Below are 26,620 nucleotides of genomic sequence, written 5' to 3'. Positions count from 1 at the left end.
CGAGCGCGTTTATTGCTTAGCGTCACCCATCATTGTTCGCAATGGCTCGCCAGCGCGCCGCCGTCTCGTTACGGGCGATCAGACGCCGCAGCAATGGCACCAGCAGCACCAGGACCACCCCGGTTGCGACGGAGCCCCAGCCCAGCGCGTTAAATACCGTACTGTAGCCGGGGTTGGTTTCCAGCGGCGTATTACCACTGTTCTGCGGCATCAAACCGGAGACATACCCCGCCAACACGGAAGCGACCCCGGTGACCATCATCCAGCAGCCCATCATCAACCCCTGAAGACGTGCCGGAGCCAGTTTACCGATCATGGCGTACCCGATAGGAGAGATCAGTAATTCGCCTAGGCTTTGCAACAGGTAGCTGATGGCAATCCATTTAAAGGCCACCAGACCATTCGCTCCGGCCAGTGAAATCCCCATGGGTAACACCAACATCCCCAGCCCCATACAAAACAGCGAAGCGGCAAACTGGGAAGGAATATCGATACGCATTCCACGCTCACGCAGCACCTTAAACAGCCAAGCCATCAGCGGCCCCCCGATGACGATCACCAGGGTATTGATGTTCTGGATCCATTGCGGCGCCACACGCCAGCCATAGACATTCAAGTCGATATTATGTTCGGAGAACAGCATCAGGCCCATCGGCGCCAGTTGATACAATGACCAGAATACCAAGGAGCCGAGCGCCAGGATGAGGTATGCCACCATGCGGCGCCGCTCCCCCTCTTGGCGATGACGCGCCGTCATCACACTCAGCAGGACGAAGACCACGATCCCTAACAAGATGACGAAGGTACTGCTGAAACCGGCATGCGTCAGCAGGATGCGCAATACCGGCACCAGCGCCACCAGGATCAACAGACCAACCAGCATGCGGCCATAGAATGCCCGCCCGCCGATCTGGCGCAACGGTGTATTGATGTCGGCCAAGATACGCCAACGTGACAGCGTGACCAGGATCGCCACCGCATTACCCAGCGTGGCGAACAGAAACAACGCACGGTAGTTTTCTGTCAACTGGAAGTAACCCGCCACGGAGAAACCGATGAAGAACCCCAGGTTCATCCCGGCGTAGTTCCACAAAAATGCGCTCTCACGGCGGTTATCGTCCGGCGCGAAACGTTGGGTCAGCATCATGTTGATACAGGTTACATTCAAGCCGCTACCGGTCAGGAACATCGCCAAGCCCCAATACAGCCCGGTGACGCCCATCTCGGCGATCAGATAACAGCCGATGACCTGAAGCAACATGCCCAACACGAATAGGTTACGGTTGCTCAGGCAACGTCCGCCTAAATAACCGCCGAACAGATGTAAACCATAGTTGAAGGCGCCGAAGATCCCCATCATGGCGTTGGCCTGGCTCTCGCTAAAACCGAGACGCTTAGTGGCATACAACACCAGAGTGGAATAGAGTACGGCGAAGCCAAGGGTGGCAAACGTCTGAATGAAGAATAAGGCGCCGGTTCCCGATGGTACCGTGCCTTGATGAGAGTGGGTGGTCGAAGCGTTCACCGCTTTTCTCCTCGAACGAAGGGGCTAGTCACAACTCATCCTGAGAACTTCCCGGTGTTGTGCCGGTCGGCCTTTGTTGTTAGTCCATAGCGTTTGTTTAGGCCGCTCTCTCATTTAGCGGGATAAACGACCAAAAGGCCAGCAATAATGTCAATTAATTGCCTGTTTAGCTATTATTTAGTCAGTTTATCAGCGTAACTATTCACATTAACTCCCTATCTTATGCTGAAATCCTCAGCCCACCACACGTTACGGTCGTCACATCTCATGCCTACACACCTAGGCGCGATATGCACCGACAGCTACAATGACGGATTTGCTGTTAACGCCACGACCGAATTGAAAGGTGCCCTGATGCGACCCCTGACTCTACTGCGCAACGCTGCGGCGCTGTGCCTTGCCTTGACTGTAAACCTCTACGCCGCCGAGACAACGTGGGAGAGCCATCTCCAACGTGCGCGAGGTGAAACGGTCTACTTCAACGCCTGGGGCGGCAGCCCACAGGTGAATGATTATCTAAGTTGGGCCGCCCAGCAGGTGAAACAGCGCTATGGTATTACCCTGGTGCAGGTCAAGGTGGGCGACATCGCCGAGAGCGTCGGTCGTATCCGCGCGGAGAAGGCCGCAGGGAATACCCAGCAGGGCAGCATCGATCTGTTGTGGGTCAATGGTAAAAACTTTAACGCGTTGCGCCGCGATGGCCTGTTGTATGGCCCCTTCGCCGAGCAGTTGCCCAACTGGCGCTGGGTCAATCAGGCGCTGCCGGTACGCAACGACTTCACCGTCGCCACCGATGGCTACGAAGCGCCATGGGGCGTCGGCCAATTAGTGTTGATCCACGATGCCGCCACCTTGCCTACCCCTCCCGCCGATCCGCAGGCGCTGCTAGCTTACGCCCGCCAGCACCCCGGACGGCTGACCTACCCACGTCCGCCACAGTTCCACGGTAGCAGCTTCCTCAAAAGTATCCTGATGCAACTGAATCCCGGATTGCCGCTGGATAAGCCGGTCGATGCACAGACCTTCGCCCGCGACACTGCACCACTGTGGGCCTGGCTGGATCAGATCCATCCCTATCTGTGGCGCCAAGGCCGCGTCTTCCCTACCAGCGATGCCCAGCAGCTCCAACTGTTCAACGACGGCGCCCTCGATCTGGCCATCACCTTCAACCCAGGTATGGCTCCCGCCGCCATCGCTGCCGGTGAACTACCGCCCGACGCGCGGGTATACGCCTTCAAGGCTGGCGCGCTGAGCAATGTCCACTTTCTGGCGATCCCCTTCAATGCCCGCGCCAAGGATGCCGCGCTGGTAGTGATCAATTTCCTCCAGTCACCCGCCGCCCAAGCGCGGAAAGCCGATGCCCGCATTTGGGGCGATCCGACCATTCTGGATGTGGCCCGCCTCCCCGCCGCGCAGCGCCAGGCTTTCGGCCCGCTGCCGACACTGTTCCCCGCCTTGCCTGAGCCGCATCCCTCCTGGCAGGAGGCCTTAGAGCAAACCTGGCAACAGCGCTACGCTCAGTAATCTCGGCATGGCCAATTACACCGCATTTCGCGGCGTAATTGGCCAATTTGTTGAATGTTTAGCTAAACAGTTGGTTTTACGAAAAAAGAGTGTTGACGCCGCCACGGCTTTTCCCTACATTAGCGCCCATCGCAACACAGCTCGTTGTTGCGGCGACAATTTGGTGAGGTGTCCGAGTGGTTGAAGGAGCACGCCTGGAAAGTGTGTATACGTGAAAACGTATCAAGGGTTCGAATCCCTTCCTCACCGCCAGATTCTAGAAAGCCCGGCCTATGGCCGGGCTTTTGCTTTTCTTTTCGCCGGCGTCTTATCCCCCTTGCGAGTCCGGCAGATGCCGCCAACGAGAAAACTCGCTGCCGCACGCCAAACCGCCTACGCAGCGCAAGCGTCCAAGGGAGCCCAGGCGTATCCCAGAAGCCCCTTATCCCTCTCACGCCATGAGCGTGATGGCTTGGCTATCGTGAGACAGCATAACACTACTATTCGCTCGGACTGACACCGACGCGTTTGCTGAATACCCGTGAAAAATAGAACTGATTATCGTAACCACCCGTTGGTCAATCGCCACGCCCCTCAGCGGCGGCACATGCCGATAAAACCCCCAGGCTGGCTATACATTCGTCAGTTCGTGCGGGGGAACAAAAATCTGCTTGACCATCCTGGGCGTGATCCCTATAGTAGCGCCCCGTTGCAGCGCACAACGCCGCAGCGCAAAATTTGGTGAGGTGTCCGAGTGGTTGAAGGAGCACGCCTGGAAAGTGTGTATACGTGAAAACGTATCAAGGGTTCGAATCCCTTCCTCACCGCCAGATTCTAAAAAGCCCGGCCTATGGTCGGGCTTTTTGCCTTTCCTGTCCCTCTATTTGCCACGCCTCACCACTTTTGGCGCAAAATCAGATCGCCGTCGCTAGCCCGCCTTCCCATTATTGCCGATAGTCTATCTATCACGTTCAACAATGAGATCCCACTATGAGCAGTGAAGAAGAGCTACTACGCCTGAACGCCGAAGAGCAACGCCTCCAGTTCCCCACCTTCAACAGCGATAGCGCCTGGCTACTGGGGTGCGCGCTACGTCAAGAGGCCGAGCGGCGTGGATTGCATGTCACCATCGACATCCAGCTTGCCGGTCAGACGCTGTTCCATTACGCCATGCCCGGCACCTCGCCAGACAACGCCGAATGGATCCGCCGCAAACGTAACGTGGTACTACGCTTTCATCGCAGCTCCTATGCCATGGGAATGCGTCTGGCGCTACGCAACACCACCCTGGAGGCGTTTTATGGCCTGAGCAACGCCGACTATGCCGTACAGGGTGGTAGCTTCCCGCTCCGCATCGCCCATTGCGGCTGTGTCGGCGCGGTGAGTGTTTCTGGCGCACCTCAGCGCGATGACCATCTGTTGGTTAGTGAGGTTATTGCCAACTTTCTCGGTCTTAGCCAAACAAAATCATCCTAGTGGCTAAAACTCTTTTTCTTTACCCTTTGGCGAGGACGGTCAAACCCGGGCGCTGCCTGACATCCTCGCAAACGGTGCTGTAAAGAAACCGTTTTTTTTACGGCGCCGACAATTTACCCGCCTGACTTGATATATATCTATATTTCCGCTTCACTAAAGGCGTATCGTATTGCTCCTCTTCGCGACGGACCGCCTATGGCCCGCCTTTCTTTGATTTTTCTATAGTTGGTTTAATCGCATAATGAAAACCCATAAAATTGGCGGCGTTATGCCGTTCAGCGCGCTGATTGAGTCCTGTTGGCGTGATCCCTATTCGCTTCAACGCTTCAGCAAGGATCTCATCGCCGGTATCACCGTCGGCATCATCGCCATCCCGTTGGCGATGGCATTAGCCATCGGCAGCGGCGTGCCGCCACAGTATGGTCTGTACACCTCAGCCGTCGCCGGTATCGTCATCGCCTTGACCGGCGGCTCACGCTACAGCGTCTCCGGCCCCACTGCCGCCTTCGTGGTGATCCTCTATCCGGTCTCGCAACAGTTCGGCCTCTCCGGGTTGTTGGTGGCGACGCTGATGTCGGGGATTTTCCTGCTATTAATGGGGATGGCACGCTTCGGGCGCTTGATTGAGTACATCCCGCTCTCGGTTACCCTGGGCTTTACCTCCGGGATCGCCATCACCATCGCCACCATGCAAGTCAAAGACTTCTTCGGCCTGCACCTGGAGCATGTTCCCGAGAGCTATCTGTTTAAGGTGGCGGCGCTGGCTCAAGCCATGCCGACCATCAACTGGGCGGATACCCTGATCGGCGCCACCACCCTGGCGGTATTGATCCTGTGGCCTAAGCTCAGCGTACGCCTTCCGGGCCACCTGCCGGCACTGCTGGCGGGGAGCGCGGTGATGGGCATCTGCTCTCTATTCGGTCACGATGTGGCGACCATCGGTTCCCGTTTCAGCTATATCCTGGCCGACGGCAGCCACGGGCAAGGTATTCCGCCGATCCTGCCGCAGTTCGTATTGCCGTGGAACCTCCCGGCAACCGATGGCAGCACACTTACCCTAAGCTGGCATAATCTGACGGCATTGATGCCGGCGGCCTTCTCCATGGCGATGCTGGGCGCGATCGAATCGCTACTATGCGCCGTGGTGCTGGATGGCATGACCGGAAAGAAACACCACTCCAACGGTGAGTTGATCGGCCAGGGGCTGGGTAATATCGCCGCGCCCTTCTTCGGTGGCATCACCGCCACCGCCGCCATCGCGCGTTCGGCAGCCAACGTGCGCGCCGGTGCCACCTCGCCCATCTCGGCGGTGATCCATTCGCTGCTGGTGATCCTGGCGCTGTTGGTGCTGGCCCCTTGGCTCTCCTACCTGCCGCTGGCGGCGATGGCCTCCCTGCTGCTGATCGTTGCCTGGAACATGAGTGAAGCCCATAAGGTCGTCTACCTGCTGCGTCGAGCACCGAAGGATGACATCATCGTCATGCTGCTATGCATGTCGTTGACGGTACTGTTCGACATGGTGATCGCTATCACTGTCGGAATCGTACTGGCCTCACTGCTGTTTATGCGCCGTATCGCGCGCATGACCCGCATCAGCGAGGTCAGCCATAACGACGAGCAGGGCGTGCTGGTGTTGCGCGTCAGTGGTCCGCTGTTCTTCGCCGCTGCCGAGCGTATCTTTAATGAGATGTTGGCGATGGGCGACAAGTATCAGACGCTGGTGATGCAGTGGGATGCGGTGCCAGTTCTCGACGCCGGTGGCCTGAACGCTTTCCTGCGCTTCATCGACGCCCTGCCGCAAGGGAAACGCCTGCTGGTCACCGATGTGCCGTTCCAGCCGCTGAAGACGCTGGCGCGCGCACGCGTGGCGCCGATCGACGGACGCCTGGCTTTCTACGCCACCCTGCCAGATGCCCTGCGCACGCTGGAGGAGAAGCGCTAACGCCGCCCGCTCCTGCAATGGCGCCCAAACGGGCGCCATTTTTCCCTGTCTCCCCGCCCCGTCCCCCGCTATGATCACGCTCCCATACGGAGAGAGAACGCGATGAAAAGAGCCCTAATAGCCCTTGTCGCCCTGTGCGCCGCCTTCTATGCCGGTATCAGAGCCGACCGTTTCCTGATGCAGGATGCCTGCCTGGACGCCGGCGGACGCATACAGGGGATATTCTGCGAACGCGGATAAAAAAGGGGGAGCTTAAGCTCCCCCTACAAGACGTGTATCGTGCGCTCAGACGCTTAGTTAGCGGTATCCAGCGGTGGGAAGTTCTTCACCAGATCGTCGATGGCCTTCATCTGGACCAGGAACGGCTCCAGCTTATCCAGCGGCAGCGCGGAAGGGCCATCACACAAGGCGTGCGCCGGATCCGGATGCGCCTCGATAAACAGACCGGCCAGGCCGATAGCCATACCGGAGCGGGCCAACTCGGCAACCTGAGCACGACGTCCGCCCGAAGCGGCGCCAAACGGGTCACGACACTGCAAGGCGTGCGTCACGTCGAAGATCACCGGCGCGCCATGGCTCACATTCTTCATCACCCCGAAGCCCAGCATGTCGACCACCAGGTTGTCGTAACCAAAGTTGCTGCCACGATCGCACAGGATCACCTGATCGTTACCGCCCTCATGGAACTTGTCTACGATGTTCCCCATCTGGCCTGGGCTGAGAAATTGCGGCTTCTTGACGTTGATCACCGCGCCGGTTTTGGCCATCGCCTCAACCAGATCGGTCTGACGCGCCAGAAACGCGGGAAGCTGGATCACATCCACCACCTCCGCTACGGGCTGTGCCTGCTCTGGGGTATGCACATCGGTGATGATCTTCACCCCAAAGGTCTGCTTCAACTCCTGGAAGATCTTCATCCCCGCCTCTAAACCTGGGCCACGGTAAGAGTGGATAGAAGAGCGATTGGCCTTGTCGAAAGAGGCCTTAAAGACGTAGGGGATCCCTAGCTTCTGGGTGACGGTGACGTAGTGCTCACAGATGCGCATCGCCAGATCGCGCGACTCCAGCACGTTCATCCCACCGAAGAGAACAAACGGCAGATCGTTAGCGACCTGAATATCACCAATGCTGACAACTTTCTGTTTCATGCTTGCGCCTTTAATTGTGAAAAAACCTGCTACCCCAACAGTGGACGCACAGAGTATGCCATACTCCAGCGCCGATCGCCGCCATGGCGCAGGCAAAAAGAAAGCGCCCCGCTCGGGCAAGTGGCATTCGCTTAATGCAGCACCACCGTAAACGCTTCGATGGCGTGGATCTGCAACTTAATCACCTCGGCCACCGGATCCTCGGGGCACTGCTCGACAAAATAGTTGAGATCGGATAAGGCGATGTGCGGACACTCAAGACGGGCGTAAATCAACCCGCGATCGCGGATCTCATAGGGATCTTCCGGGTCGAATTGCAGCAGGGCCTCGCAGGCGTTCAATGCCAATTCGATCTGTTGCTCCTCCATCAGTGCCGTCTTCAGTGTCGCGAGTAAGCGGCGCACCACCTGGCTGTTCTCCGCGACCGCCAGATCCGCCTCGCTTACCTTGGCCTGCATCCCCAAATGCCCTTTCAGCCACACCGCCAATAGGGCTCGCGCTAAGCGCTCACCGTTAAGCGGATTGATCAGCCAGGTACTGCCGTCCGGCCAGTCGGCACGCAACAGCAGTTGGGTGGGAAAAACCACCGCCTGAAGGGGTAATGCCAGACGTTGTGCCAAGTGTTGCAAGATCACCCCCAACGAGGCCGGCGTCCCCTGACGGCATTCGAGCACCTTATCAAGCCACAGTGCGTCGGAGAGACGATAGACCCCACCGACGCCCCCAAAGCCCCACTCATCAAAGAACAAGGTCAACAGACCTTGCAGGCGCGACGTTTCGTCGCTCAACGCTTGCAAGGCCGTCTGCGCTTGCGCCGTCAACGCGTCCAGCGCGTCACGCACCGCCTCCACGGCCAGATCGGGACGCACCATCTGCTGCATCCGCAGTACGCCGTCGCTCAACGTCATCTCATCGAAGGCAAAATCGGCCATTACACTCATATCGGTTCCATACTCAGCGGCAGTCCGTTCATCGCCGATTTCTTCATGACGCCGGGTGCATCCGGCAAGCGGCCATCTCGACATTACTCGCCCCACTGACCCAGCGTGACACGCTCATTGTCGCCATAATCGCGCACACTCTCTACCCGGCTAAAACCGGCATCACACAACAGGGTACGTACCGCCGCCCCTTGTTGCCAACCATGCTCCAACAGGAGCCAACCTGCGCTGGCCAAATAGCAGGGCGCCTGATTGGCGATGATTCGCAGATCCGCCAACCCTTGCTCAGCAGCCACCAAAGCGCTGGCCGGTTCGAAGCGCACGTCTCCCTGGCTTAGGTGTACGTCATCGGCATCAATATAAGGCGGATTCGCGACGATCATATCGAAACGCCGCCCTGCCAGTGGATCGAACCAACTGCCCTGCAAGACCTCGACGTGCGCCAGCCCCAGCCTTAGCGCGTTACGGCGTGCCAACGCTGCCGCCTCTGGATTGAATTCGACGGCGCTCACTTGGCAATCGCGACGTTCGCTGGCCAGTGCCAGCGCGATGGCGCCGGTACCGGTACCGAGATCGACGATCTGAGCCGGCCGTGCGGGCAGACGTTGCAGCGCCTGCTCGACCAGGCACTCGCTATCAGGACGCGGGATCAACGTCGCCGGCGAGACCTCCAACGGCAACGACCAGAATTCGCGTTGCCCGATCAGGTAGGCCACCGGCTCACCCTGCGCACGCCGCGCCAACAACGCCGCAAGCCGTTCCAGTTGCGTCGTCGTCAGTAACGTCTCGCCAAAGGCCAGGATAAAGCTACGTCCCTTGCCACTGACGTGCTCCAACAGGATCTCGGCATCACGCCGAGGACTGTCGCCAGGCGTCAGGCGGGCAATGGCCTGGCGCAGCCAGTCATCGTAACGCATCATTCCTGCTCGGACAGCGCACTGAGCTGATCCGCCTGATACTCCTGCACGATGGGCTCGATCAGGCTATCCAGCTTCCCTTCCATGACCTCGTCCAGCCGGTAGAGCGTCAGGTTAATACGGTGGTCGGTCACTCGCCCTTGTGGAAAGTTATAGGTTCGAATGCGATCGGAACGATCGCCGCTCCCCAGCAGGTTACGGCGCGTCGATGCCTCCTCCCGCTGACGCTTGGCGATCTCGGCGGCACGAATGCGCGCGCCCAACACCGACATCGCTTTGGCTTTGTTCTTATGCTGTGAACGCTCATCTTGGCACTCCACCACGATACCGGTCGGCAGGTGGGTAATGCGGATCGCCGAGTCGGTGGTGTTCACGTGCTGACCCCCAGCCCCGGAAGAGCGGTAGGTATCGATGCGTAGATCCGCCGGATTGATCTGCGGCAGCTCCGCCTCCGGCACTTCCGGCATCACCGCCACGGTACACGCCGAGGTATGGATGCGCCCCTGCGACTCCGTCGCGGGGACACGCTGCACGCGGTGGCCGCCAGATTCGAACTTGAGGCGCCCGTAAGCCCCCTCGCCGCTGACCTTGGCGATCACCTCTTTATAACCACCGTGCTCCCCCTCGCTGGCGCTCATCACCTCGATGCGCCAACGACGCGCCTCGGCGTAGCGGCTGTACATGCGGAACAGATCGCCGGCGAACAGACCCGCCTCGTCGCCCCCGGTACCGGCGCGCACCTCGAGGAAACAGTTACGCTCATCATCAGGATCCTTGGGCAGCAGCAAGATCTGTACCTGCTGCTCCAGCTCGTTCAGGCGCTCGCGCGTCGCCTTGATTTCCTCCTGCGCCATCTCACGCATCTCGGGGTCATCCAGCAGCATCTCAGCGGTGTCGAGATCGTCTTGGGCCTGTCGCCAGTCAAGAAAACAGCGCGATACATCGGTCAACTGGGCATATTCACGCGACAACGCGCGAAAACGATCCTGATCGGCGATGACTCCGGCATCACCGAGCAATGCCTGAACTTCTTCATGGCGCTCTTGTAATGCTTCTAGTTTGGCAACAATAGAAGGCTTCATGCGTGGCTATTTACCTGTTAATAAAAGGGAGAGAACAAAACTAATTGTGGTCCAGCCCGAGGCTGTCGCGCAGTACCTGTAAACGCTGCGCATCGCCGCTGCCGGCGGCTTGCTGGAGGGATTTGGTCGGAGCATGGATAAGTCGATTGGTCAGGCGATGGGCCAGACGGTGGATCACCGCTTCGGCCTCACAGCCTTGTGCCAGCGCGGCCAACGCTTCGGCCTCGGCCTCGGCGCGCACCTGATCGGCCTGAGCACGGTATTCGCGGATGGTCTCAACGGCACCTTGCGCACGCAGCCAAGCCATGAAATTGGCACACTCTTGTTGCACGATGTGCTCCGCCTGTACCGCCGCCGCCTGGCGCTGGGCCATGTTACCCTGAATAATCGCCTGAAGATCGTCCACGCTGTACAGATAGGCGTTGGCTAGCTCACCAACCTCCGGCTCGATGTCACGCGGCACGGCGATATCCACCAGTAACATCGGACGGTTGCGCCGCGCCTTCAAGGCACGCTCCACCATCCCCTTGCCGATAATCGGCAAGGGACTCGCCGTCGAACTGATGACGATGTCGGCCTCAGCCAGACGCTCAGCAATCGCCTCTAGGGCAATCACCTCGGCACCGACCTCGGAGGCCAGCGCATGGGCGCGTTCACGGGTACGGTTAGCGATCAGCATATGCTGCACCTGATGCTGGTGCAGGTGACGCGCCACCAACTCGATGGTCTCTCCGGCTCCGACTAACAAGACATTCAAGCGGGTCAATGACTCGAAGATCTGCCGCGCCAGGGTACAGGCGGCAAACGCCACCGAGACGGCGCTGGCTCCGATTTCGGTTTCGGTACGCACCCGCTTGGCGACAGAGAAAGTTTTCTGAAACAGACGCTCCAGGTCAGCAGACAGTGCCTGCTCACGTTGAGATTCCGAGAACGCTTTCTTGACCTGGCCTAAGATCTGCGGTTCGCCCAACACCAGTGAGTCCAAGCCGCTGGCGACGCGCATCAGATGGCTGACGGCTTCGTTGTCTTGGTGCCAATAGAGGCTATCGCTCACCTCTTCCGGCGACAGTTGATGATAACTACACAGCCAGTCGACGATCTGTTGGCGGAGATCCGCACGTTGCTCCACACTCAGGTACAACTCAGTCCGGTTACAGGTAGACAGCACCACCCCCGCCTGCACCGACGGCTGCCGCAGCAGACTTTCAATGGCCCGATCCAAGGTATCGGGAGAAAACGTTACCCGCTCCCGCAAGGAGACCGGTGCCGTTTTATGATTGATTCCAAGTGCAAGAAGACTCATGAAAAACCGTTAAGTAGTCCCGATGTCATTAGGGTTTAGTAGTAATGGCAGCATTCTACTTGATGCGTCGAAGCAATAAAAGCCACCGTCCCCCGCCATGACATGCGCCGACAAACATTTTTTCCCCTTTTCACCCTGGATAGCCGCTGTGCCCCATTGACGCCCTTCAGTAAGGAGGCTAGCGTTACCCCCCTACAACCTTCACCGTGGAATCTGAGGATGAAAAAGGTAAATCTCCTGCGTTTACTGCCAGTTAGCTGCTTGCTGCTCGCCGCCTGTAGCTCGCTGCCCCCGACCGGCAGCGGTGGTAACATCGATTCACCGCAATGGAAAGCCCATCAGCAACAAGTAGAGAATATCACCGCCTATCAAACGCGCGGGGCATTTGCCTATCTCTCCGATAAGCAAAAGGTTTATGCACGATTCTTCTGGCAACAGACGGCCACCGGGCACTACCGACTGCTGTTGACCAACCCACTAGGCAGCACCGAATTGGAGCTCAACGTGCGCCCTGGCGTGGCGCAGATCACCGATAGCCAGGGACGCCGTTACGTCAGCGATAACGCCACGGTCATGCTCGCTAAACTGACGGGGATGCAGATCCCGTTAGATAACTTACGCCAATGGATGTTGGGCCTACCCGGTCAGGCGCAACAGGTTAGCCTAGATAGCGCGCAGCGCCTAAGCCATTTGACCTACCAGCATGACGGTCAGCGCTGGCAGGTAGATTACCTGCGTTACGACACTCGCCTCACGCCGCCCCTGCCAGCGCAACTGGAGCTGAGCCAGGACACACAACGTATCAAGTTGAAGATGGATAACTGGACGCTGCAACCATGATCACCGCGCTGACGCACTGGCCGGCCCCGGCCAAGCTGAACTTATTTCTGTACATTACCGGACGGCGCGCCGACGGTTACCACCTGTTGCAGACCCTATTCCAGTTTCTGGATTATGGCGACACCCTTGCCATACAGGCGCGTAGCGATGGTCAGTTACGGCTGCTGACGCCCGTCGACGGCGTCGCTGATGAGGATAACCTGATCTTACGCGCCGCGCAGGCGCTGCGCGCAGTCTTACCCAGTCGCTTCGCGCACTGTGGCGCCGATATCGCCCTAGAGAAGGTATTACCGATGGGCGGCGGCCTGGGCGGTGGCTCATCCGATGCTGCCACCACCCTGGTGGCGTTAAATAGCCTGTGGCAGGCCGGACTGAGCGACCGCCAACTGGCGGAGATCGGTCTGCACCTGGGTGCCGATGTACCGGTATTTGTTAATGGCGTTGCCGCCTTTGCGCAAGGTGTTGGAGAATTGTTACAGCCAGCACATCCTGAAGAAAAATGGTATCTCGTTGCACATCCAGGCATCAGTATTCCCACACCGGCGATCTTCGCCGATCCTGCACTGAAAAGAGACTCTCCAGTGAGAACTTTGGCGGAACTGTTGGCAACACCGTACAGTAACGATTGCGAGGCTATAGCAAGAAAACGTTTTCGTGAGGTTGAACAGGCGCTTTCGTGGCTGCTAGAATACGCGCCGTCGCGTCTGACAGGAACCGGCGCTTGCGTGTTTGCGGAATTCGACACCGAGTGTGCGGCTCGTCAGGTGTTAAGCAATGCCCCCGAGTGGATGCAAGGATTCGTGGCGCGTGGCGTCAATACGTCGCCGTTGCACCGTGCCCGCTCCGAGCTGCTAGCCTCCATGCACGTAACCGACTAATGTTTAAAGCATCTCGTTGCGTTTGACAATAGTTTTGCATGCCGCGCGGCCATTTGTTCACCGAACGAATGCAGAGTCTGCCGTGACTCAAACCAATACCTGTAGGGTAATGCGGCGCGTCAGCCCACTCCTCGTTAACGCGCCGTACTATCAACTTCTCTGGACGCAAGCCTGAGGTTCTTCTCGTGCCTGATATGAAGCTTTTTGCTGGTAACGCTACCCCGGAACTAGCACAACGTATTGCCAACCGTTTGTACACCAGCCTCGGCGACGCCGCTGTAGGCCGTTTTAGTGACGGCGAAGTGAGCGTGCAAATCAACGAAAATGTACGCGGTGGTGATATTTTCATCATCCAGTCCACCTGTGCCCCGACCAACGATAACCTGATGGAGCTGGTTGTTATGGTCGACGCACTGCGCCGCGCCTCCGCCGGCCGCATCACGGCGGTCATCCCTTACTTCGGTTACGCGCGCCAGGATCGTCGCGTGCGCTCCGCTCGTGTACCGATCACCGCCAAGGTCGTCGCTGACTTCCTGTCCAGCGTCGGGGTTGACCGTGTGCTGACCGTGGACCTGCACGCTGAACAGATCCAAGGCTTCTTCGACGTACCGGTAGACAACGTATTCGGCAGCCCGATCCTGCTGGAAGACATGTTGCAGCAGAAACTGGAAAACCCGATCGTGGTTTCCCCGGACATCGGCGGTGTGGTTCGCGCCCGTGCCATCGCCAAACTGCTGAATGATACCGACATGGCCATCATCGATAAGCGTCGTCCGCGTGCCAACGTTTCCCAGGTGATGCATATCATCGGCGACGTGGCCGATCGTGACTGCGTACTGGTCGACGACATGATCGACACCGGCGGCACCCTGTGCAAAGCAGCAGAAGCGCTGAAAGAGCGCGGAGCCAAGCGCGTCTTCGCCTACGCCACGCACCCGATCTTCTCCGGTAACGCCATCGATAATATCAAGAATTCCGTCATCGATGAGTTTGTGGTCTGCGACACCATCCCGCTCGCGCCGGAAATCAAAGCGCTGGACAAGGTGCGCAGCCTGACGCTGTCCGGTATGTTGGCCGAGGCCATCCGCCGTATCAGCAACGAAGAGTCCATCTCTGCGATGTTCGAACACTGATAGCTTGCGCCAAATGAAAACGGCGGATTTATCCGCCGTTTTTCGTTTCTGATGCGCGCATCGCGGCGGGTTGGGTAGATCTCGCCGCTCCTCTTCCCTAGCATCAACGTCCCCATCCTCCCTGGCAAAACCGACACGATACACCACGCCACACTCTCGGCAGCGCGCTTTCACGTTATATCGCAACCCAATCCGGCGTTAAGCTTCAACCACGCTCGTAGCGGCAGACCAACACCATAAAAAACGCCGCCCTTCCCGGCGGCGCTCAAACGGTATGACACGTCGTTATTTTAAGAATGACGTTCACGCGTTTTCCGGGTACACCGTTTATCATAGTGACGTACCCACCAGTAGCGGTCGGCGACACGCTCACGACCTCCGACACGCGCCCCAGCCAACCATAACAGCGCCCCGATGAAGATACTCATCACCGCGCCATGAGAAAAATATTGAGGTAAATCCAATTGGGGTAACTGAGCCAGTACGGAGTAACCGACACCGCCCACCATGGTAATAAGCCCCAGCCCCATCAGAACGTTGCCCAGCAGCATCGAGCTTTTACGTTTCATTGGTCTCCTCCTTCACTGTATCAGCATCCATAAAATATACTGATGCTTGATTGGTCTCCTATCAGGGACGCTAACCTATCCCGTTAGTGACAGTATAGTCACTTAATATTCACCTGATTGGTCACAGCTCACATTTCGTCCTTGTAACCATTAGTTATTTCATTTTACAACCCGGTGTGATAGGGAAAAGACACACGTTATCCCGCTTACCGTCAGTAACCCCGCTCATCATTGCCGACCGACACCGGGCGTGCTACGCGGTGAGGTAGTGAGTGGCGGCAAAGTGTGGTCTAATTACGCCTGTTCTTTTATCCACGACCTGCCGCGGGGCACTCCCGCGTCTATCACACAAAGACCGAATGTACTGATGACGATTAAACTGATTGTCGGCCTGGCCAACCCTGGCGCGGAATACGCGCAGACTCGCCATAACGCCGGCGCCTGGTTCGTTGACGCCCTCGCTGAACGCCACGGCCAGTCCCTGAAAGAAGAAAGTAAGTTCTTTGGCTACACTGCCCGCCTCAGCCTGGCCGGCCACGATCTGCGCCTGCTGGTGCCGACCACGTTCATGAACCTCAGCGGCAAGGCGGTTTCTGCCCTGGCCGGCTTCTACCGCATCGCCCCGGATGAGATCCTGGTGGCGCACGATGAACTGGATCTGCCCCCTGGCGTAGCTAAGCTGAAGTTGGGCGGCGGCAATGGCGGCCACAATGGCCTCAAGGATATCCAGAGTAAGCTTGGCAATAACCCCAACTTTTATCGCCTGCGCATCGGCATCGGCCATCCCGGCGACAAGAGTAAGGTCGTCGGCTTCGTGCTAGGCAAGCCTCTAGCCAGTGAGCTGCCGCTGATCGATGAGGCGATCGACGAGGCATTGCGTTGCACCGAGGTACTGATGCGCGACGGGATGGAGAAAGCGATGAACCGCCAGAATGGCTTCAAGGCCACGCCTCGCGGATAGCGATACCCGAGCGGCACACCACGCGTCACCGACGATAAGTCGAGAAAATGACGCATTGCGTGTATAATTGGGCAAAATTTTTCTGTTTCTTTGGCGGTCAAAGCATTAACCGTCGAAAATTCAATGAGTTAAGGTGATTAAACATGGGTTTTAAATGCGGTATCGTCGGGCTTCCTAACGTCGGTAAATCTACGCTGTTCAATGCGCTGACCAAGGCGGGGATCGAAGCCGCTAACTTCCCGTTCTGTACCATTGAGCCGAACACCGGCGTGGTGCCGATGCCCGATCCGCGCCTGGATCAACTGGCCGAGATCGTGAAACCCCAGCGTACCCTACCGACTACCATGGAATTCGTCGATATCGCCGGCCTGGTGAAAGGCGCCTCCAAGGGCGAAGGGCTGGGCAACCAGTTCCTGACCAACATCCGTGAGACAGAGGCTATCGGCCACGTGGTGCGTTGCTTTGAGAACGACAATATTGTGCACGTCTCTGGCCGTGTGAACCCGGCAGAAGACATCGAGGTGATCAACACCGAACTGGCACTGGCGGATCTGGATACCTGCGAACGCGCCATCCACCGTGTACAGAAGAAAGCAAAAGGCGGCGATAAAGACGCCAAGCTGGAATTATCTGCACTGGAAAAATGCCTACCGCACCTGGAGCAGGCTGGTATGCTGCGCGCATTGGATCTGAGCGACGAAGAGAAGGCGGCCATCAAGTATCTGAGCTTCCTGACGCTGAAACCGACCATGTATATCGCCAACGTCAACGAAGATGGCTTTGAAAATAACCCGTTCCTGGATCAGGTGCGCGCTATCGCCGAGAAAGAGGGCTCCGTCGTGGTGCCGGTATGCGCCGCCGTCGAAGCGGACATCGCCGAGCTGGATGATGCCGACCGTGACGAATTCATGGCCGAACTGGGTCTGGAAGAGCCGGGCCTGAACCGTGTGATCCGCGCCGGTTATAAGCTGCTGAACCTGCAAACCTACTTCACCGCCGGTGTGAAAGAGGTCCGCGCCTGGACCATCCCGGTCGGCGCCACCGCCCCGCAGGCGGCCGGTAAGATCCATACCGACTTCGAAAAAGGCTTTATTCGCGCCCAGACCATCGCCTTCGATGACTTCATCACCTATAAGGGCGAGCAGGGCGCCAAGGAAGCCGGTAAGATGCGTTCCGAAGGGAAAGACTATATCGTCAAAGATGGCGATATCATGAACTTCCTATTCAACGTCTAAATATCGCCTGTTGGCGTATAGGACTCTACGAGCCTCATCACGCCGCCTCGGTAAAAATCCACGCCATGGCGTGGATTTTTTTCATTCTCACCCACCGCCCACTGCGCGCCGACGACAACGACAATCCGCGACTCGCGCTCCCCGCCTTGACGCTAACGCGCATACGCTGAATAGCGCCATGACCGATAGCCATGTCCCGCGCCATTAGCGCGGGACATGGCTATTCATCGCTGTGTCATAAAGCGTAGTTACGCTTCCTATCGATGACAATAGGCTCACTCGATAAGGGATCAACGATGATCGATGACTACACCCGACGACGCTTTCTCAGGAATGCAACCGTCGCGACCGCCGCCGTATTTCTTCCTCATACCTACGCCGAGACACACCGCTCACCGCAACGCGCTAATCAGCTCACTCCAACAGCGCAATCCGCGATAACCCTGACCGACTGCCTCGCGCTCACCCCCGAAGAAATGGCCGCCACCTCGCCACGCGTGCAACAGGCCCGGAACTATCTAACGCAGCAGATCGCGACGATAACGGATCAGACATTACAACAGACTATCAGCACGCTTTATCATCAGCCCACGCCGTTGTCCATCGCCCGCATGAATGACGATGAACGCCGCACCGTCTGGCAGGAGCTGCGGGCGAAAGGCTACACCGATGCTCAGGAAAACGACTTTCTTCCCCCCCTCCCCCCGCAACGTAACGATGACGAAGCTTTTTTCAGCGCGCCGGGCAGCGGCTACCAAAGCCATCATGCCTATCCTGGCGGGCTCGCGACCCATGTCGCGGCCAATGTCGCGATCACTAACGGGATCATCGCGACCTATACCGATGTCTATGGCTACCAGGTTGAGCGTGACATTGCACTCGCCGCCCAGTTGCTACACGATCTGCATAAGCCGTATGTTTTCCCGTGGCAGACAGATCACGCCAGCCGCCAAGAGCAAACGCTGGCGGGAACCGGCGAGCACCACATCTTATCCATCGCCGAACTGATTTACCGGGAAATGCCGCCGGAGTTAGTGGTGGCGACGGCCTGTGCGCATCAACCCCCGTCCAATGCCAAGAATGCAGCGCAAATCGCCGCCTGGCTTGCGGCGGCGGCCATCATTGCCGGTCGCGATCCCCTTACTTATGGATTAGTCGCCAAGCACGGCAAGGGGCTCACGCTAAAAAATATCGCCCGCCAAGAAGGGTATATTTGCCACCTGGGCGATCACGACTTTGTCCTTTCCGGACCGGCAGTAAAACAAACCCTGCCTGTGATACAAAAAATCGCCCGCCAAGACTATCGCATTGCGGTGGAGGGCCGCACATTTAACGCACTACGCAATCGGCTATATGCGATGCACAGCGCCATGCGTGTACATCATGTCTATCTGACCCAAGGCGAAGCGGCAGTTCGGGAATTGATGCACGCGACCGTAGCGCCGGTCTAAGCGAGCGGCCTAGGGAATGCGTAGGGCATGAGTTCCGTGCCCCTACTCCGCAACGCGAAAGAAGCTATCATCTCAGCGCAACGCGCAGCACTGACCTATTCGCGCTGCGCGAGCCCTCCCCCTGTCGATACGGTGCGTACAGAAGCCTCACACGCGATGTTGAGTACGGCAGGGGCGACGCGCTGCGTCGCCCCTGCCTAGCGTGGGGAAGATCCCTTCTTGCCTCAGGCGAAGCCTGAACGGGATTAGAGAATAAAGCGGAAGGTTTTCGACTGGCAGGGCGCTAACTGCGTAAAGTCGCCTGGCGCGGCGCTCTGCTGCGGCAACGGTTGCTCATCCATCCGTGTTTCCAGCCACTCTTGCGGCGCGCGATCCAAGGTTAACTGCCCGGTCAACACCGACTGCTCCGAAGGGTTATAGACGCGAATGATCAACGCATCGGCATCTTCAGCCTTCTTCAACACACTCAAGACTGGCCCGGACGCTTCCATCGCCAACAGACTGTAACTCGATGGCGTATGGAACGGCGCGACATTCAGCTTCATCGCATCATACGGTATCTTATTGTAACAGCGTATCGGTGTCACAAAGGCGCGCGCCTGTTGCATCACGCCAGCCTGATGCGCATCGCCGGCAAAGCTGAACAGACTGAAGCGGCAACGTAATGGCCCACGCATCTGCGAGTCTGGTGTCGGCAACTTGATCCCGGACGGACGCCCAGGTCGCAGCAACAGATCTTCTTTACCCAGCACGCCGACCGAGCGGAACAGCGTCAAGGCGAACGTATTGTGCTGCTCGCCGATCACCTCAAATTCGCGTAACCCTTCGGTAAACAATGCCAGGCCCTGGCCGCCGTCCTGTAAGGCGGCGAAATTCATCAGTTGCCATACCGGGATCGGCGCCTCTTTCCACCCCTCCTGCTGCCAGGTCGCCATCGCCGGATCGCTAACGGGACGCGTGATAGAGCCAAACTGGTTGTCGGCCAAGACGCTATCACAGACAAAAGGCGTCGGGATCAAGACCCGCACACGGTGATCATCGGCCTGATTATCCAGTTGCATCTCAATATCGATACGCCGGCTTTCTGTCGCGAGCGTGATCTGGCAATGGACATCGAGGTATCCCTCGGTCTGGTGGGCGGCACGCTGTGATAAATTGGCTGGCAACGCCATACGCAGTGCCAGGGTAGCGCTACTCTGCCAAGGTTCATGGCGCACTTCGCAGGTCACCGCGCTCTGTGTAGAATAGATCAACCACTCCTGACGAGAGGGTGAATAATCGTATTCGTCACCATCATCCGAGCCATCCTCCAGTTGTAATACCTGTTGATAGCGGCACCCGGTCTGCTTATCTTCGATGTCCAGTGTGCCATTGGTATTCAAGTTAATACGGTAATAACGGTTTTCCAGCAGGGCATTCGTTTGATCCGGCAGCTGGCGCAAGGCGCCCGGCTGGTTAGCCTGAATATACAGCGTACAATAGCCCATCGCCGGAACCGTCTGCCGCAGTTGAATATCGTACTCCATAAACGGCTCATAGTTACCGTAATGAACGATCTGCCGATCGACCAGGCCAGGATCGATCTCCCGCGCCGCGCGGATAAAATACTCTACCGCTTGCCCTTGCTCATCCAGCAAAGAGAACTGCTGGGCACGAATGCGAATCGTGGTATTAATCACCTCTTCGCGCGCATAAGGTAATAAGTTAAAACATGTCAGCTTATCGGCATCGACATGCAGTGACGGCATGTTATCGACGATCTTACGCATATAGAATCGGATCAGATTCTCGGCCATGTCGTCTGCCAGGATAAAGCGCGTCATGATCTCTTGATGTACCTTGTCACTACAGCAGCAGCCAATGCTGTCATGGGCGTGATTCTTCAAGATCTCTTTCCACATTTTCTCCAGTAGACCGTGATGATATTCAAAACCGAGCGACCAGGCGATGGCGGCCAATGGCTCAAGAATATTCACAATCTTATTTTCGATCTCGGCATGCGCAATCTTAATATCCATGCGTGTCGAGGAGATCGTGCGATGTACGCGCATATATTTGCCATCGTTAAACTCGCCTTTTAGCGTCGCTAGTCGCGCACGGCTGGCCTCGATGCGTTCGAAGACCTCCTCGAAACGACTCATGACAAATTCACGCTGCGGGTAGATCTCGCGCAACTTGTCCATTACCTGCCAAATATTTTGCTGTAATGGCATCTGATCATGGCCATTGGGCAACAGGATATCTTGGGTTAACGACGCCTTCTCCAGCACATTAAAATAGCTATCCAGGCGCTGGCGTAGGCCGGCTTCATCTTGTGGTAAGTATTTGCCAATGGCATAGCCCAACGGCAAGACTTGCGCTACCACTTCGCTACCATCGTTACTCTGCCACAGGAACTCTGTCTTGTCGGTGCCATGACGCTCGGAACAGCCGCGCCAAAACATGGCGCGCGTAATACCGAAACCATTAAAGATGTGCGGTAACTGCGCAGACATACTAAATGAATCGGGAAGGTAACCAATTTTCATCGGCTCGCCGAGCGAGAGACAATCGCGCATACCATACATTAAATTACGAACAATGGACTCCCCTGCGACGATCATCGTGTCGGTTTGGCTGTACCAAGGACCGACGATCAATTTTCCCGCCTGTACCAGCGCCCGAACCCGTTCACGATTTTGCGGCTTAATCGCAAAATAATCTTCTAACACCGCAGTCTGGCCATCTAAAACATAAAAACGATAATCGGCATCGGACTCTAAACGCGTCAGGATCTCTTCCATATTGTTGATTAGCAGGATGCGTGACTCCTCGGTGGTGAAATACCACTCACGATCCCAATGCATATGAGGCGTTATATGAACTCGTGATACAGCTTTCATCTTCAATTCCTAACTCAAGCAAAGCTAAAATAAGAGGTATCCACGCCATAACTACCGCGAGTACACGGCGTGGAAACAAAGTAGTACTGCTGGGTATTCCTGTCGTCTTGCCAGCAATGACGCTATCGGGCCGGTATTACTGCGCCTGAATTTGATATTTGCCGCACTTTATCGCGTGATGACGCCACACAATCAGCAATAGCGTAGAGATCAGCGTGCCAATCAGTGCCGCACCCAACCAAATCGCCGCCGATAGCACAGCACCCAACCCATTGTTATGTAACAAGAAGAGTGAAAATATACCGGCACCTGGTGTCGAGAGTCCGATGCCGACACTGCCGACGATCGCCCCGGTCACCACCGAACCGGCCAAGAACGAGCCGATCACGCGGATAGGATCTTCGATCGCCATCGGGATCGCACCTTCGGTAATCCCCGCCAAGCCCAGTAACCACGTCGATTTCCCGACTTCGATTTCAAATTGTTGGAACAGACGCGGCGCCACTAACGTTGAGGCGGTCACGGTAAACGCCGACACCATCTTAGCCGCGCCAAAGATCGCATAAGGGGCAAAAACGCCATTGGCCATCGCGCCCAAGCAAAAGGCATAGGCGGCTTTGTTGACCGGTCCGCCGAGATCGAACGAGCACATAAAGCCCAGGATAGCCCCTAGCACTAAGGCATTCGTACCGGATAGCCCGTTCAACCACTCGGTCAGTCCATTGTTTAGCCAGGCGACCGGCTGGCCGACCACAAACAGCATCAGGCTACCCGCGACTAAGGTGCCGATCACCGGATAGAGATAGAAGGTGAGGAACCCATTAAAGTTGGGGCTCAGACGCACATGTGTCTTGACCCAGCGCATCAGGTAACCCGCGATCAAGCCACCGACGACGCCTCCTAAAAAGCCAGAGCCGATCATATTCGCCGCCAACCCGGCCGCGAAACCCGGTCCTAATGCCGGTTTATCGGCCAATGAATAGGCGGTGTAAGCGGCCAATACCGGTACCATCAGCGTGCCCAACATGCCGCCACCCAACTTACGGTACATCCACAGCCAAGAGTTTTCCTGGTTGAAGAGATGTTGCAGATCCAAGAGTTGAGCCAGTAGTACGGCGACCGCTAACACCGTCCCGCCGGCCACGATCAGCGGAACAGCAAACGAAATGCCACTCAATAATGCTTGTTTTAGTTCCGCCTTCACACTCGGCTTCTGACGCACAGGCTCTACCTGGGTGGGACGCTCACCATGATCGCCAGCCTTCGCGAGCTCGACGGCCTGCATGAGGATACGTTCCGCATGCTTGATCGGCTCCGCCACCGGTGTCTCAATGCGCGGGATCCCAGTAAACCGTTCGCTCTCCTTGATAGCCACCTCCGCGGCGAACACGCACGCCGTCGCTTGACGCAATTGCTCCGGGGTTAACCGCCCCTCAATGCCATTCGCGCCCTGCTTCTCTACGTAGACCTGGATCCCCAGTTTACGCCCGGCTTTTTCCAGATATTCTGCCGCCATATAGGTATGGGCGATCCCGGCCGGACAGGCCGTCACGCAAACCACACAAGGCTGCGTCGCATCCGGCGTCGATGGGAGCGGCGCCTCATCGGCGCTATCTTGCGATAACAACGCCAGCAATTGCTGTGCGCTCGTCGCATGAAGGACCGCCTCACGGGTATCATCATCCACTAAGGCCGTGGTCAGCGAAGTGAGTAATTGCATGTGCGTCGATCCCGCCTGATCCTCGGGTATCGCCAAGAGAAAGATCAGGTTCACGCTTTCCGCACCATCGATCCCCTCCCACTCGATCGGTGTTTTCAGCGTCGCAACGGCAAAGGCGGCTTCTTTCACCGCCGCACATTTGCCATGTGGCACCGCCAGACCTTCGCCTAATGCAGTCGGTCCCTGTGCTTCGCGGGCGAAAACGGCCTCCAGGAACGCCTGCTTATCATACAATTTGCCTTGTGCGGCGAGTTGATCCGCCAGCAGATGAATCGCCTGATCGCGCCCTGCAAACACGGTTTGCAGATTGATCAGACTAGAGTGGGTCAGACTGCTCAGGTTCATCGCTATCCTCGGTTTCGTGGTTTGGCCATTAAGCCAACATGGCTTCAGCATCAGATGAGACGATGATAGCAGGCAGAAGAATACCATTTTGTGATCAATTTAAAATCACGAGAATTTTTGTATTGTATTTGTATGCAATAATAAATGATACATAATGGTGACAATTTAATTTGGGAACGACATATTGGTTTTATTGCTATCGTCAGCAGACTAGAATAGAGAGCAACTCTCTCGCCACACGGGATACGGATACCTTGAGCAAGAAGCCTATCTATCGTCAAATTGCAGACGCGTTACGCCAGCAAGTCATCAACGGTGAACTCAAGCCAGGTGATGCATTGCCGACAGAGGCGGCGTTGTGTGAACATTATGGTGTCAGTCGGGTCACGGTACGTCAGGCCCTTAAACTGTTGAGCGAAGAGCGGGTGATCGAAAGCCTGCAAGGAAGCGGTTGGTACGTCAAAGAAGAGCGGGTCAACTACGACATTTATCAGCTCACTAGCTTCTATGAGAAGTTAGCCGATCGCAATGTCGATACCCACAGCGATGTGTTGACCTTCCAGGTCAGCCAAGCCGCACCCGACATCGCCGAGGCACTGCGTCTGACTGGCGACGACAAAGTGTATTACGTCAAACGGGTACGCTACATCAAGCAAAAGGCGGTCACGCTGGAAGAAACCTGGATGCCACTCTCACTCTTTCCTGATCTCACTTACGAGATCATGCAGAAATCGAAGTATTACTACATCGAACAGATAAAAAAATTTGTCATCGAGCGTAGCGAGCAGGAGATCTTGCCAGTGATGCCGACGGCAGAGGTCGTAGATGCCTTGGGGATCGACCCGCAAAAACCGATTTTAGAGAAAATTTCCATCGGTTTTCTTAGCGATGGCACCGTGTTTGAGTACAGCCGTAACTTCTTCAAGAGCGAAGACTACCGTTTCACGCTGGTCGCCAAACGGCATCACTGACATCGCGGCATCCCCCTCGCGTCCAGAGACTCGCCACACGAGGTGTTTCAGGCCCGTTCACGCGCAGCACCGCGCGTGATGGCGTGCGGTTACCGGTTTGCCCCGCTGGCTGGCGGCCACCGTGTTCAGCGGCAGGCGCTGGCACCGCGCTGCGGTGCCATTATGCGCGAAAGCGGCAATGTGCAGCGCCCCTCGCGAGCGCGTTCGCCTTCCCGGTCGGAGATTATCACTTCAGCAGCCGCACCTTGACCGCCTTGCCCTTGATCTTACCCTGCTGTAGGCGCTGCCAAGCTTGGCGGGCGAGCGCCTGGCGCACGGCGACGTAGGCATGGGTAGGGTGAATGTCGATCTTACCGATATCTGCGCCATCCAGCCCCAGCTCACCGGTCAATGCGCCGAGGATATCGCCCGGGCGCATCTTGGCCTTCTTTCCGCCATCAATGCACAAGGTCGCCATCGCCGCCGCCAGCGGGACGATACGAACGCCGCTCGGCAACGGTTGCCAATCGAGGCGGACATCGAGCATCTCCTCCAACACGTTGGCGCGTTGCGCCTCTTCCGGGGCACAGAAGCTGATGGCCAACCCGCTCGCGCCGGCGCGAGCGGTACGTCCAATGCGATGCACATGGAGCTCGGGATCCCAGGCGAGTTCATAGTTAATGACCAACTCCAGGGCTTTAATATCTAGCCCACGCGCCGCCACATCCGTCGCCACCAGAACGCGACTGCTGCCATTGGCAAAGCGCACCAACGTCTGGTCACGCTCTCGCTGCTCCATATCGCCGTGCAGGGCCAGCACGCTCTGGCCGGCGTCACTCAACGCATCACACACCGCCTGGCAATCTTTCTTCGTATTGCAGAACACCACGCAGGAAGCCGGTTGATGCTGGCTTAACAGGGTTTGCAACAGGCTGATCTTTGCACCGCGAGCGACTTCGTAAAAACGTTGCTCCACCGCCGGTAGCTCGCCGAGGGTATCGATCTCAATGCTCAGCGGATCACGCTGGATGCGGCGGCTGATGGCGGCGATCGCCGACGGCCAGGTGGCCGAAAATAGCAGCGTCTGGCGCTTTCCCGGTACCCAGGTGATCACCTCGTCGAGGGCATCGGCAAACCCCATATCCAACATTCGATCGGCTTCATCCAGAACCAGAGTCTGTAAAGCATCCAGGTTGACAGTCCCTTTTTTTAGGTGGTCGAGCAGCCGGCCCGGCGTGGCCACAATGATATGTGGCGCGTGAGCCAATGAGTTACGTTGCACGCTAAACGGCAGGCCGCCACAGAGCGTCAGTACCTTAATATTCGCGATACAGCGCGCCAGATTGCGTAACGCATTCGCCACCTGATCGGCCAGTTCGCGGGTCGGGCAAAGCACCAGCGACTGGGTAATAAACTGGCTAGCATCAATATGCTGTAACAGACCGAGTCCAAACGCGGCCGTTTTACCGCTCCCGGTTTTAGCCTGTGCACGGACATCTTTGCCCGCCAGAATCGCCGGCAGGGTCGCCGCCTGCACTGGCGTCATGGTCTGGTAGCCCAGCTCATTGAGGTTATCGAGTTGTTCTGCGGGAAGGGCATTAAGTTCGGCAAAGGAGGTCACAATGGTAGTCTCAGCGGGTAGAAAGCGCGTCCGGGCGTTATTGCCCGCGCGTTGGATCCCCATGATAGCATTCAATCGCCTCGACTCTGCGTGGATTTTGCATCCGCTTCGCCTGTCATGCGCCCTCGCGGTGGGTAACGATGGCGTCCGCCCGCCCCTGATCGCACGATTTTCTCCGCCGACTTGCTACAGGGCGGA

At 57.3% G+C, this 26,620-nt stretch carries 21 protein-coding genes, 2 tRNA genes and 1 pseudogene; 13 read left to right on the top strand and 11 right to left on the bottom strand.

Going from position 1 to position 26,620, the window contains the following annotated elements:
* Positions 1 to 22: 22 nt before the first annotated feature.
* Entirely contained in the window at positions 23 to 1,525 is a 1,503-nt protein-coding gene (locus tag EHO01S_RS17530) for a peptide MFS transporter (protein WP_051355214.1), read from the bottom strand.
* Positions 1,526 to 1,879: 354 nt separating this feature from the next.
* Between EHO01S_RS17530 and EHO01S_RS09215 the strand changes: the two genes are divergently transcribed.
* Together EHO01S_RS09215 and EHO01S_RS09210 are read left to right on the top strand one after the other, a co-directional pair.
* On the top strand, positions 1,880 to 3,049 hold the full coding sequence (locus EHO01S_RS09215; protein WP_024523679.1) for an ABC transporter substrate-binding protein: 1,170 nt from the start codon (positions 1,880 to 1,882) through the stop codon (positions 3,047 to 3,049).
* A 162-nt stretch (positions 3,050 to 3,211) separates the two neighbouring features.
* Positions 3,212 to 3,301 (top strand) — tRNA-Ser (locus EHO01S_RS09210).
* Positions 3,302 to 3,528: 227 nt separating this feature from the next.
* On the opposite strand, the pseudogene EHO01S_RS19405 reads toward EHO01S_RS09210, so the two are convergent.
* Positions 3,529 to 3,594 (bottom strand): annotated as a pseudogene (locus EHO01S_RS19405) (AraC family transcriptional regulator); the annotation flags it as partial.
* Positions 3,595 to 3,768: 174 nt separating this feature from the next.
* On the opposite strand from EHO01S_RS19405, the gene EHO01S_RS09205 reads away from it, so the two are divergent.
* The 4 genes from EHO01S_RS09205 (at position 3,769) to EHO01S_RS19160 (ending at position 6,686) form a co-directional block, all read left to right on the top strand.
* Positions 3,769 to 3,858: transfer RNA gene (locus EHO01S_RS09205), tRNA-Ser, on the top strand.
* 160 nt (positions 3,859 to 4,018) lie between these two features.
* Complete coding sequence (locus EHO01S_RS09200) at positions 4,019 to 4,504, top strand: heme-degrading domain-containing protein (RefSeq protein WP_024523678.1); 486 nt, start codon at positions 4,019 to 4,021, stop codon at positions 4,502 to 4,504.
* A 241-nt stretch (positions 4,505 to 4,745) separates the two neighbouring features.
* Positions 4,746 to 6,446, top strand: a complete 1,701-nt coding sequence (dauA, locus tag EHO01S_RS09195; protein WP_024523677.1) for a C4-dicarboxylic acid transporter DauA — start codon at positions 4,746 to 4,748, stop codon at positions 6,444 to 6,446.
* 102 nt (positions 6,447 to 6,548) lie between these two features.
* Positions 6,549 to 6,686, top strand: coding sequence for a hypothetical protein (locus EHO01S_RS19160; RefSeq protein ID WP_167352258.1), 138 nt, complete (start codon positions 6,549 to 6,551; stop codon positions 6,684 to 6,686).
* Between the two features lie 53 nt (positions 6,687 to 6,739).
* On the opposite strand, the gene kdsA is transcribed toward EHO01S_RS19160, so the two are convergent.
* The 5 genes from kdsA to hemA form a co-directional block, all read right to left on the bottom strand.
* Positions 6,740 to 7,594, bottom strand: a complete 855-nt coding sequence (kdsA, locus tag EHO01S_RS09185) for a 3-deoxy-8-phosphooctulonate synthase (RefSeq protein ID WP_024523676.1) — start codon at positions 7,592 to 7,594, stop codon at positions 6,740 to 6,742.
* A 131-nt stretch (positions 7,595 to 7,725) separates the two neighbouring features.
* Positions 7,726 to 8,535: a transglutaminase family protein gene (locus EHO01S_RS09180; RefSeq protein WP_024523675.1), complete on the bottom strand. Its 810-nt coding sequence runs from the start codon at positions 8,533 to 8,535 to the stop codon at positions 7,726 to 7,728.
* Positions 8,536 to 8,618: 83 nt separating this feature from the next.
* Positions 8,619 to 9,452, bottom strand: a complete 834-nt coding sequence (gene prmC, locus EHO01S_RS09175) for a peptide chain release factor N(5)-glutamine methyltransferase (RefSeq protein ID WP_024523674.1) — start codon at positions 9,450 to 9,452, stop codon at positions 8,619 to 8,621.
* Complete coding sequence (prfA, locus tag EHO01S_RS09170) at positions 9,452 to 10,534, bottom strand: peptide chain release factor 1 (protein WP_024523673.1); 1,083 nt, start codon at positions 10,532 to 10,534, stop codon at positions 9,452 to 9,454. Before prfA ends, prmC begins: the two co-directional genes overlap by 1 nt.
* A 40-nt stretch (positions 10,535 to 10,574) precedes the next feature.
* The gene (gene hemA / locus EHO01S_RS09165) at positions 10,575 to 11,837 is read right to left on the bottom strand and encodes a glutamyl-tRNA reductase (protein WP_024523672.1); all 1,263 of its coding nucleotides are present in this window, start codon (positions 11,835 to 11,837) and stop codon (positions 10,575 to 10,577) included.
* A gap of 213 nt (positions 11,838 to 12,050) precedes the next feature.
* On the opposite strand from hemA, the gene lolB reads away from it, so the two are divergent.
* The 3 genes from lolB to prs all read left to right on the top strand — a co-directional run bounded on the left by lolB (position 12,051) and on the right by prs (position 14,688).
* Positions 12,051 to 12,677: a lipoprotein insertase outer membrane protein LolB gene (gene lolB, locus EHO01S_RS09160; RefSeq protein ID WP_172462879.1), complete on the top strand. Its 627-nt coding sequence runs from the start codon at positions 12,051 to 12,053 to the stop codon at positions 12,675 to 12,677.
* Complete coding sequence (ispE, locus tag EHO01S_RS09155; RefSeq protein WP_024523670.1) at positions 12,674 to 13,555, top strand: 4-(cytidine 5'-diphospho)-2-C-methyl-D-erythritol kinase; 882 nt, start codon at positions 12,674 to 12,676, stop codon at positions 13,553 to 13,555. Before lolB ends, ispE begins: the two co-directional genes overlap by 4 nt.
* Positions 13,556 to 13,740: 185 nt before the next feature.
* Positions 13,741 to 14,688, top strand: coding sequence for a ribose-phosphate diphosphokinase (gene prs, locus EHO01S_RS09150; protein ID WP_005293094.1), 948 nt, complete (start codon positions 13,741 to 13,743; stop codon positions 14,686 to 14,688).
* Between the two features lie 290 nt (positions 14,689 to 14,978).
* Here the strand turns inward: prs and ychH are convergent, their stop codons facing one another.
* Positions 14,979 to 15,257: a stress-induced protein YchH gene (gene ychH / locus EHO01S_RS09145; protein ID WP_024523669.1), complete on the bottom strand. Its 279-nt coding sequence runs from the start codon at positions 15,255 to 15,257 to the stop codon at positions 14,979 to 14,981.
* A 367-nt stretch (positions 15,258 to 15,624) separates the two neighbouring features.
* Between ychH and pth the strand changes: the two genes are divergently transcribed.
* The 3 genes from pth (at position 15,625) to EHO01S_RS09125 (ending at position 18,904) form a co-directional block, all read left to right on the top strand.
* Entirely contained in the window at positions 15,625 to 16,218 is a 594-nt protein-coding gene (pth, locus tag EHO01S_RS09140) for an aminoacyl-tRNA hydrolase (protein WP_024523668.1), read from the top strand.
* Between the two features lie 143 nt (positions 16,219 to 16,361).
* On the top strand, positions 16,362 to 17,453 hold the full coding sequence (ychF, locus tag EHO01S_RS09135; RefSeq protein ID WP_024523667.1) for a redox-regulated ATPase YchF: 1,092 nt from the start codon (positions 16,362 to 16,364) through the stop codon (positions 17,451 to 17,453).
* A gap of 296 nt (positions 17,454 to 17,749) precedes the next feature.
* Positions 17,750 to 18,904 carry an HD domain-containing protein gene (locus tag EHO01S_RS09125; RefSeq protein ID WP_024523666.1) on the top strand — a complete coding sequence of 385 codons (1,155 nt, stop codon included), beginning with the start codon at positions 17,750 to 17,752 and terminating at the stop codon, positions 18,902 to 18,904.
* A gap of 245 nt (positions 18,905 to 19,149) precedes the next feature.
* On the opposite strand, the gene mngB is transcribed toward EHO01S_RS09125, so the two are convergent.
* On the bottom strand, positions 19,150 to 21,786 hold the full coding sequence (gene mngB, locus EHO01S_RS09120) for a mannosylglycerate hydrolase (protein ID WP_024523665.1): 2,637 nt from the start codon (positions 21,784 to 21,786) through the stop codon (positions 19,150 to 19,152).
* A gap of 136 nt (positions 21,787 to 21,922) precedes the next feature.
* On the bottom strand, positions 21,923 to 23,851 hold the full coding sequence (gene mngA, locus EHO01S_RS09115; protein ID WP_024523664.1) for a PTS 2-O-a-mannosyl-D-glycerate transporter subunit IIABC: 1,929 nt from the start codon (positions 23,849 to 23,851) through the stop codon (positions 21,923 to 21,925).
* Between the two features lie 254 nt (positions 23,852 to 24,105).
* Here mngA and EHO01S_RS09110 point away from each other — a divergent pair, with 254 nt between their 5' ends.
* Positions 24,106 to 24,822 (top strand): GntR family transcriptional regulator, encoded by a 717-nt coding sequence (locus tag EHO01S_RS09110; protein WP_024523663.1) that lies wholly within the window; start codon positions 24,106 to 24,108, stop codon positions 24,820 to 24,822.
* Positions 24,823 to 25,048: 226 nt separating this feature from the next.
* On the opposite strand, the gene dbpA is transcribed toward EHO01S_RS09110, so the two are convergent.
* The gene (gene dbpA, locus EHO01S_RS09105) at positions 25,049 to 26,422 is read right to left on the bottom strand and encodes an ATP-dependent RNA helicase DbpA (RefSeq protein WP_024523662.1); all 1,374 of its coding nucleotides are present in this window, start codon (positions 26,420 to 26,422) and stop codon (positions 25,049 to 25,051) included.
* Between the last annotated feature and the right edge of the window lie 198 nt (positions 26,423 to 26,620).

Origin of the sequence: Edwardsiella hoshinae NBRC 105699 = ATCC 33379, from assembly GCF_000474215.1 — a bacterium.
GTDB classification, from domain to species: Bacteria; Pseudomonadota; Gammaproteobacteria; order Enterobacterales; family Enterobacteriaceae; genus Edwardsiella; species Edwardsiella hoshinae.
Note: the sequence above shows the minus strand (reverse complement) of the source record. Positions and strands in the feature narration are given on the sequence as shown.

Excerpts from the sequence above, each read along its gene's own strand:
- EHO01S_RS09215 (WP_024523679.1), top strand. The coding sequence starts at position 1,880 with ATGCGACCCCTGACTCTACTGCGCAACGCTGCGGCGCTGTGCCTTGCC.
- EHO01S_RS09200 (WP_024523678.1), top strand. The coding sequence starts at position 4,019 with ATGAGCAGTGAAGAAGAGCTACTACGCCTGAACGCCGAAGAGCAACGC.
- dauA (WP_024523677.1), top strand. The coding sequence starts at position 4,746 with ATGAAAACCCATAAAATTGGCGGCGTTATGCCGTTCAGCGCGCTGATT.
- EHO01S_RS19160 (WP_167352258.1), top strand. The coding sequence starts at position 6,549 with ATGAAAAGAGCCCTAATAGCCCTTGTCGCCCTGTGCGCCGCCTTCTAT.
- kdsA (WP_024523676.1), bottom strand. The coding sequence starts at position 7,594 with ATGAAACAGAAAGTTGTCAGCATTGGTGATATTCAGGTCGCTAACGAT.
- EHO01S_RS09180 (WP_024523675.1), bottom strand. The coding sequence starts at position 8,535 with ATGAGTGTAATGGCCGATTTTGCCTTCGATGAGATGACGTTGAGCGAC.
- prmC (WP_024523674.1), bottom strand. The coding sequence starts at position 9,452 with ATGCGTTACGATGACTGGCTGCGCCAGGCCATTGCCCGCCTGACGCCT.
- prfA (WP_024523673.1), bottom strand. The coding sequence starts at position 10,534 with ATGAAGCCTTCTATTGTTGCCAAACTAGAAGCATTACAAGAGCGCCAT.
- hemA (WP_024523672.1), bottom strand. The coding sequence starts at position 11,837 with ATGAGTCTTCTTGCACTTGGAATCAATCATAAAACGGCACCGGTCTCC.
- ispE (WP_024523670.1), top strand. The coding sequence starts at position 12,674 with ATGATCACCGCGCTGACGCACTGGCCGGCCCCGGCCAAGCTGAACTTA.
- ychH (WP_024523669.1), bottom strand. The coding sequence starts at position 15,257 with ATGAAACGTAAAAGCTCGATGCTGCTGGGCAACGTTCTGATGGGGCTG.
- pth (WP_024523668.1), top strand. The coding sequence starts at position 15,625 with ATGACGATTAAACTGATTGTCGGCCTGGCCAACCCTGGCGCGGAATAC.
- ychF (WP_024523667.1), top strand. The coding sequence starts at position 16,362 with ATGGGTTTTAAATGCGGTATCGTCGGGCTTCCTAACGTCGGTAAATCT.
- EHO01S_RS09125 (WP_024523666.1), top strand. The coding sequence starts at position 17,750 with ATGATCGATGACTACACCCGACGACGCTTTCTCAGGAATGCAACCGTC.
- mngB (WP_024523665.1), bottom strand. The coding sequence starts at position 21,786 with ATGAAAGCTGTATCACGAGTTCATATAACGCCTCATATGCATTGGGAT.
- mngA (WP_024523664.1), bottom strand. The coding sequence starts at position 23,851 with ATGAACCTGAGCAGTCTGACCCACTCTAGTCTGATCAATCTGCAAACC.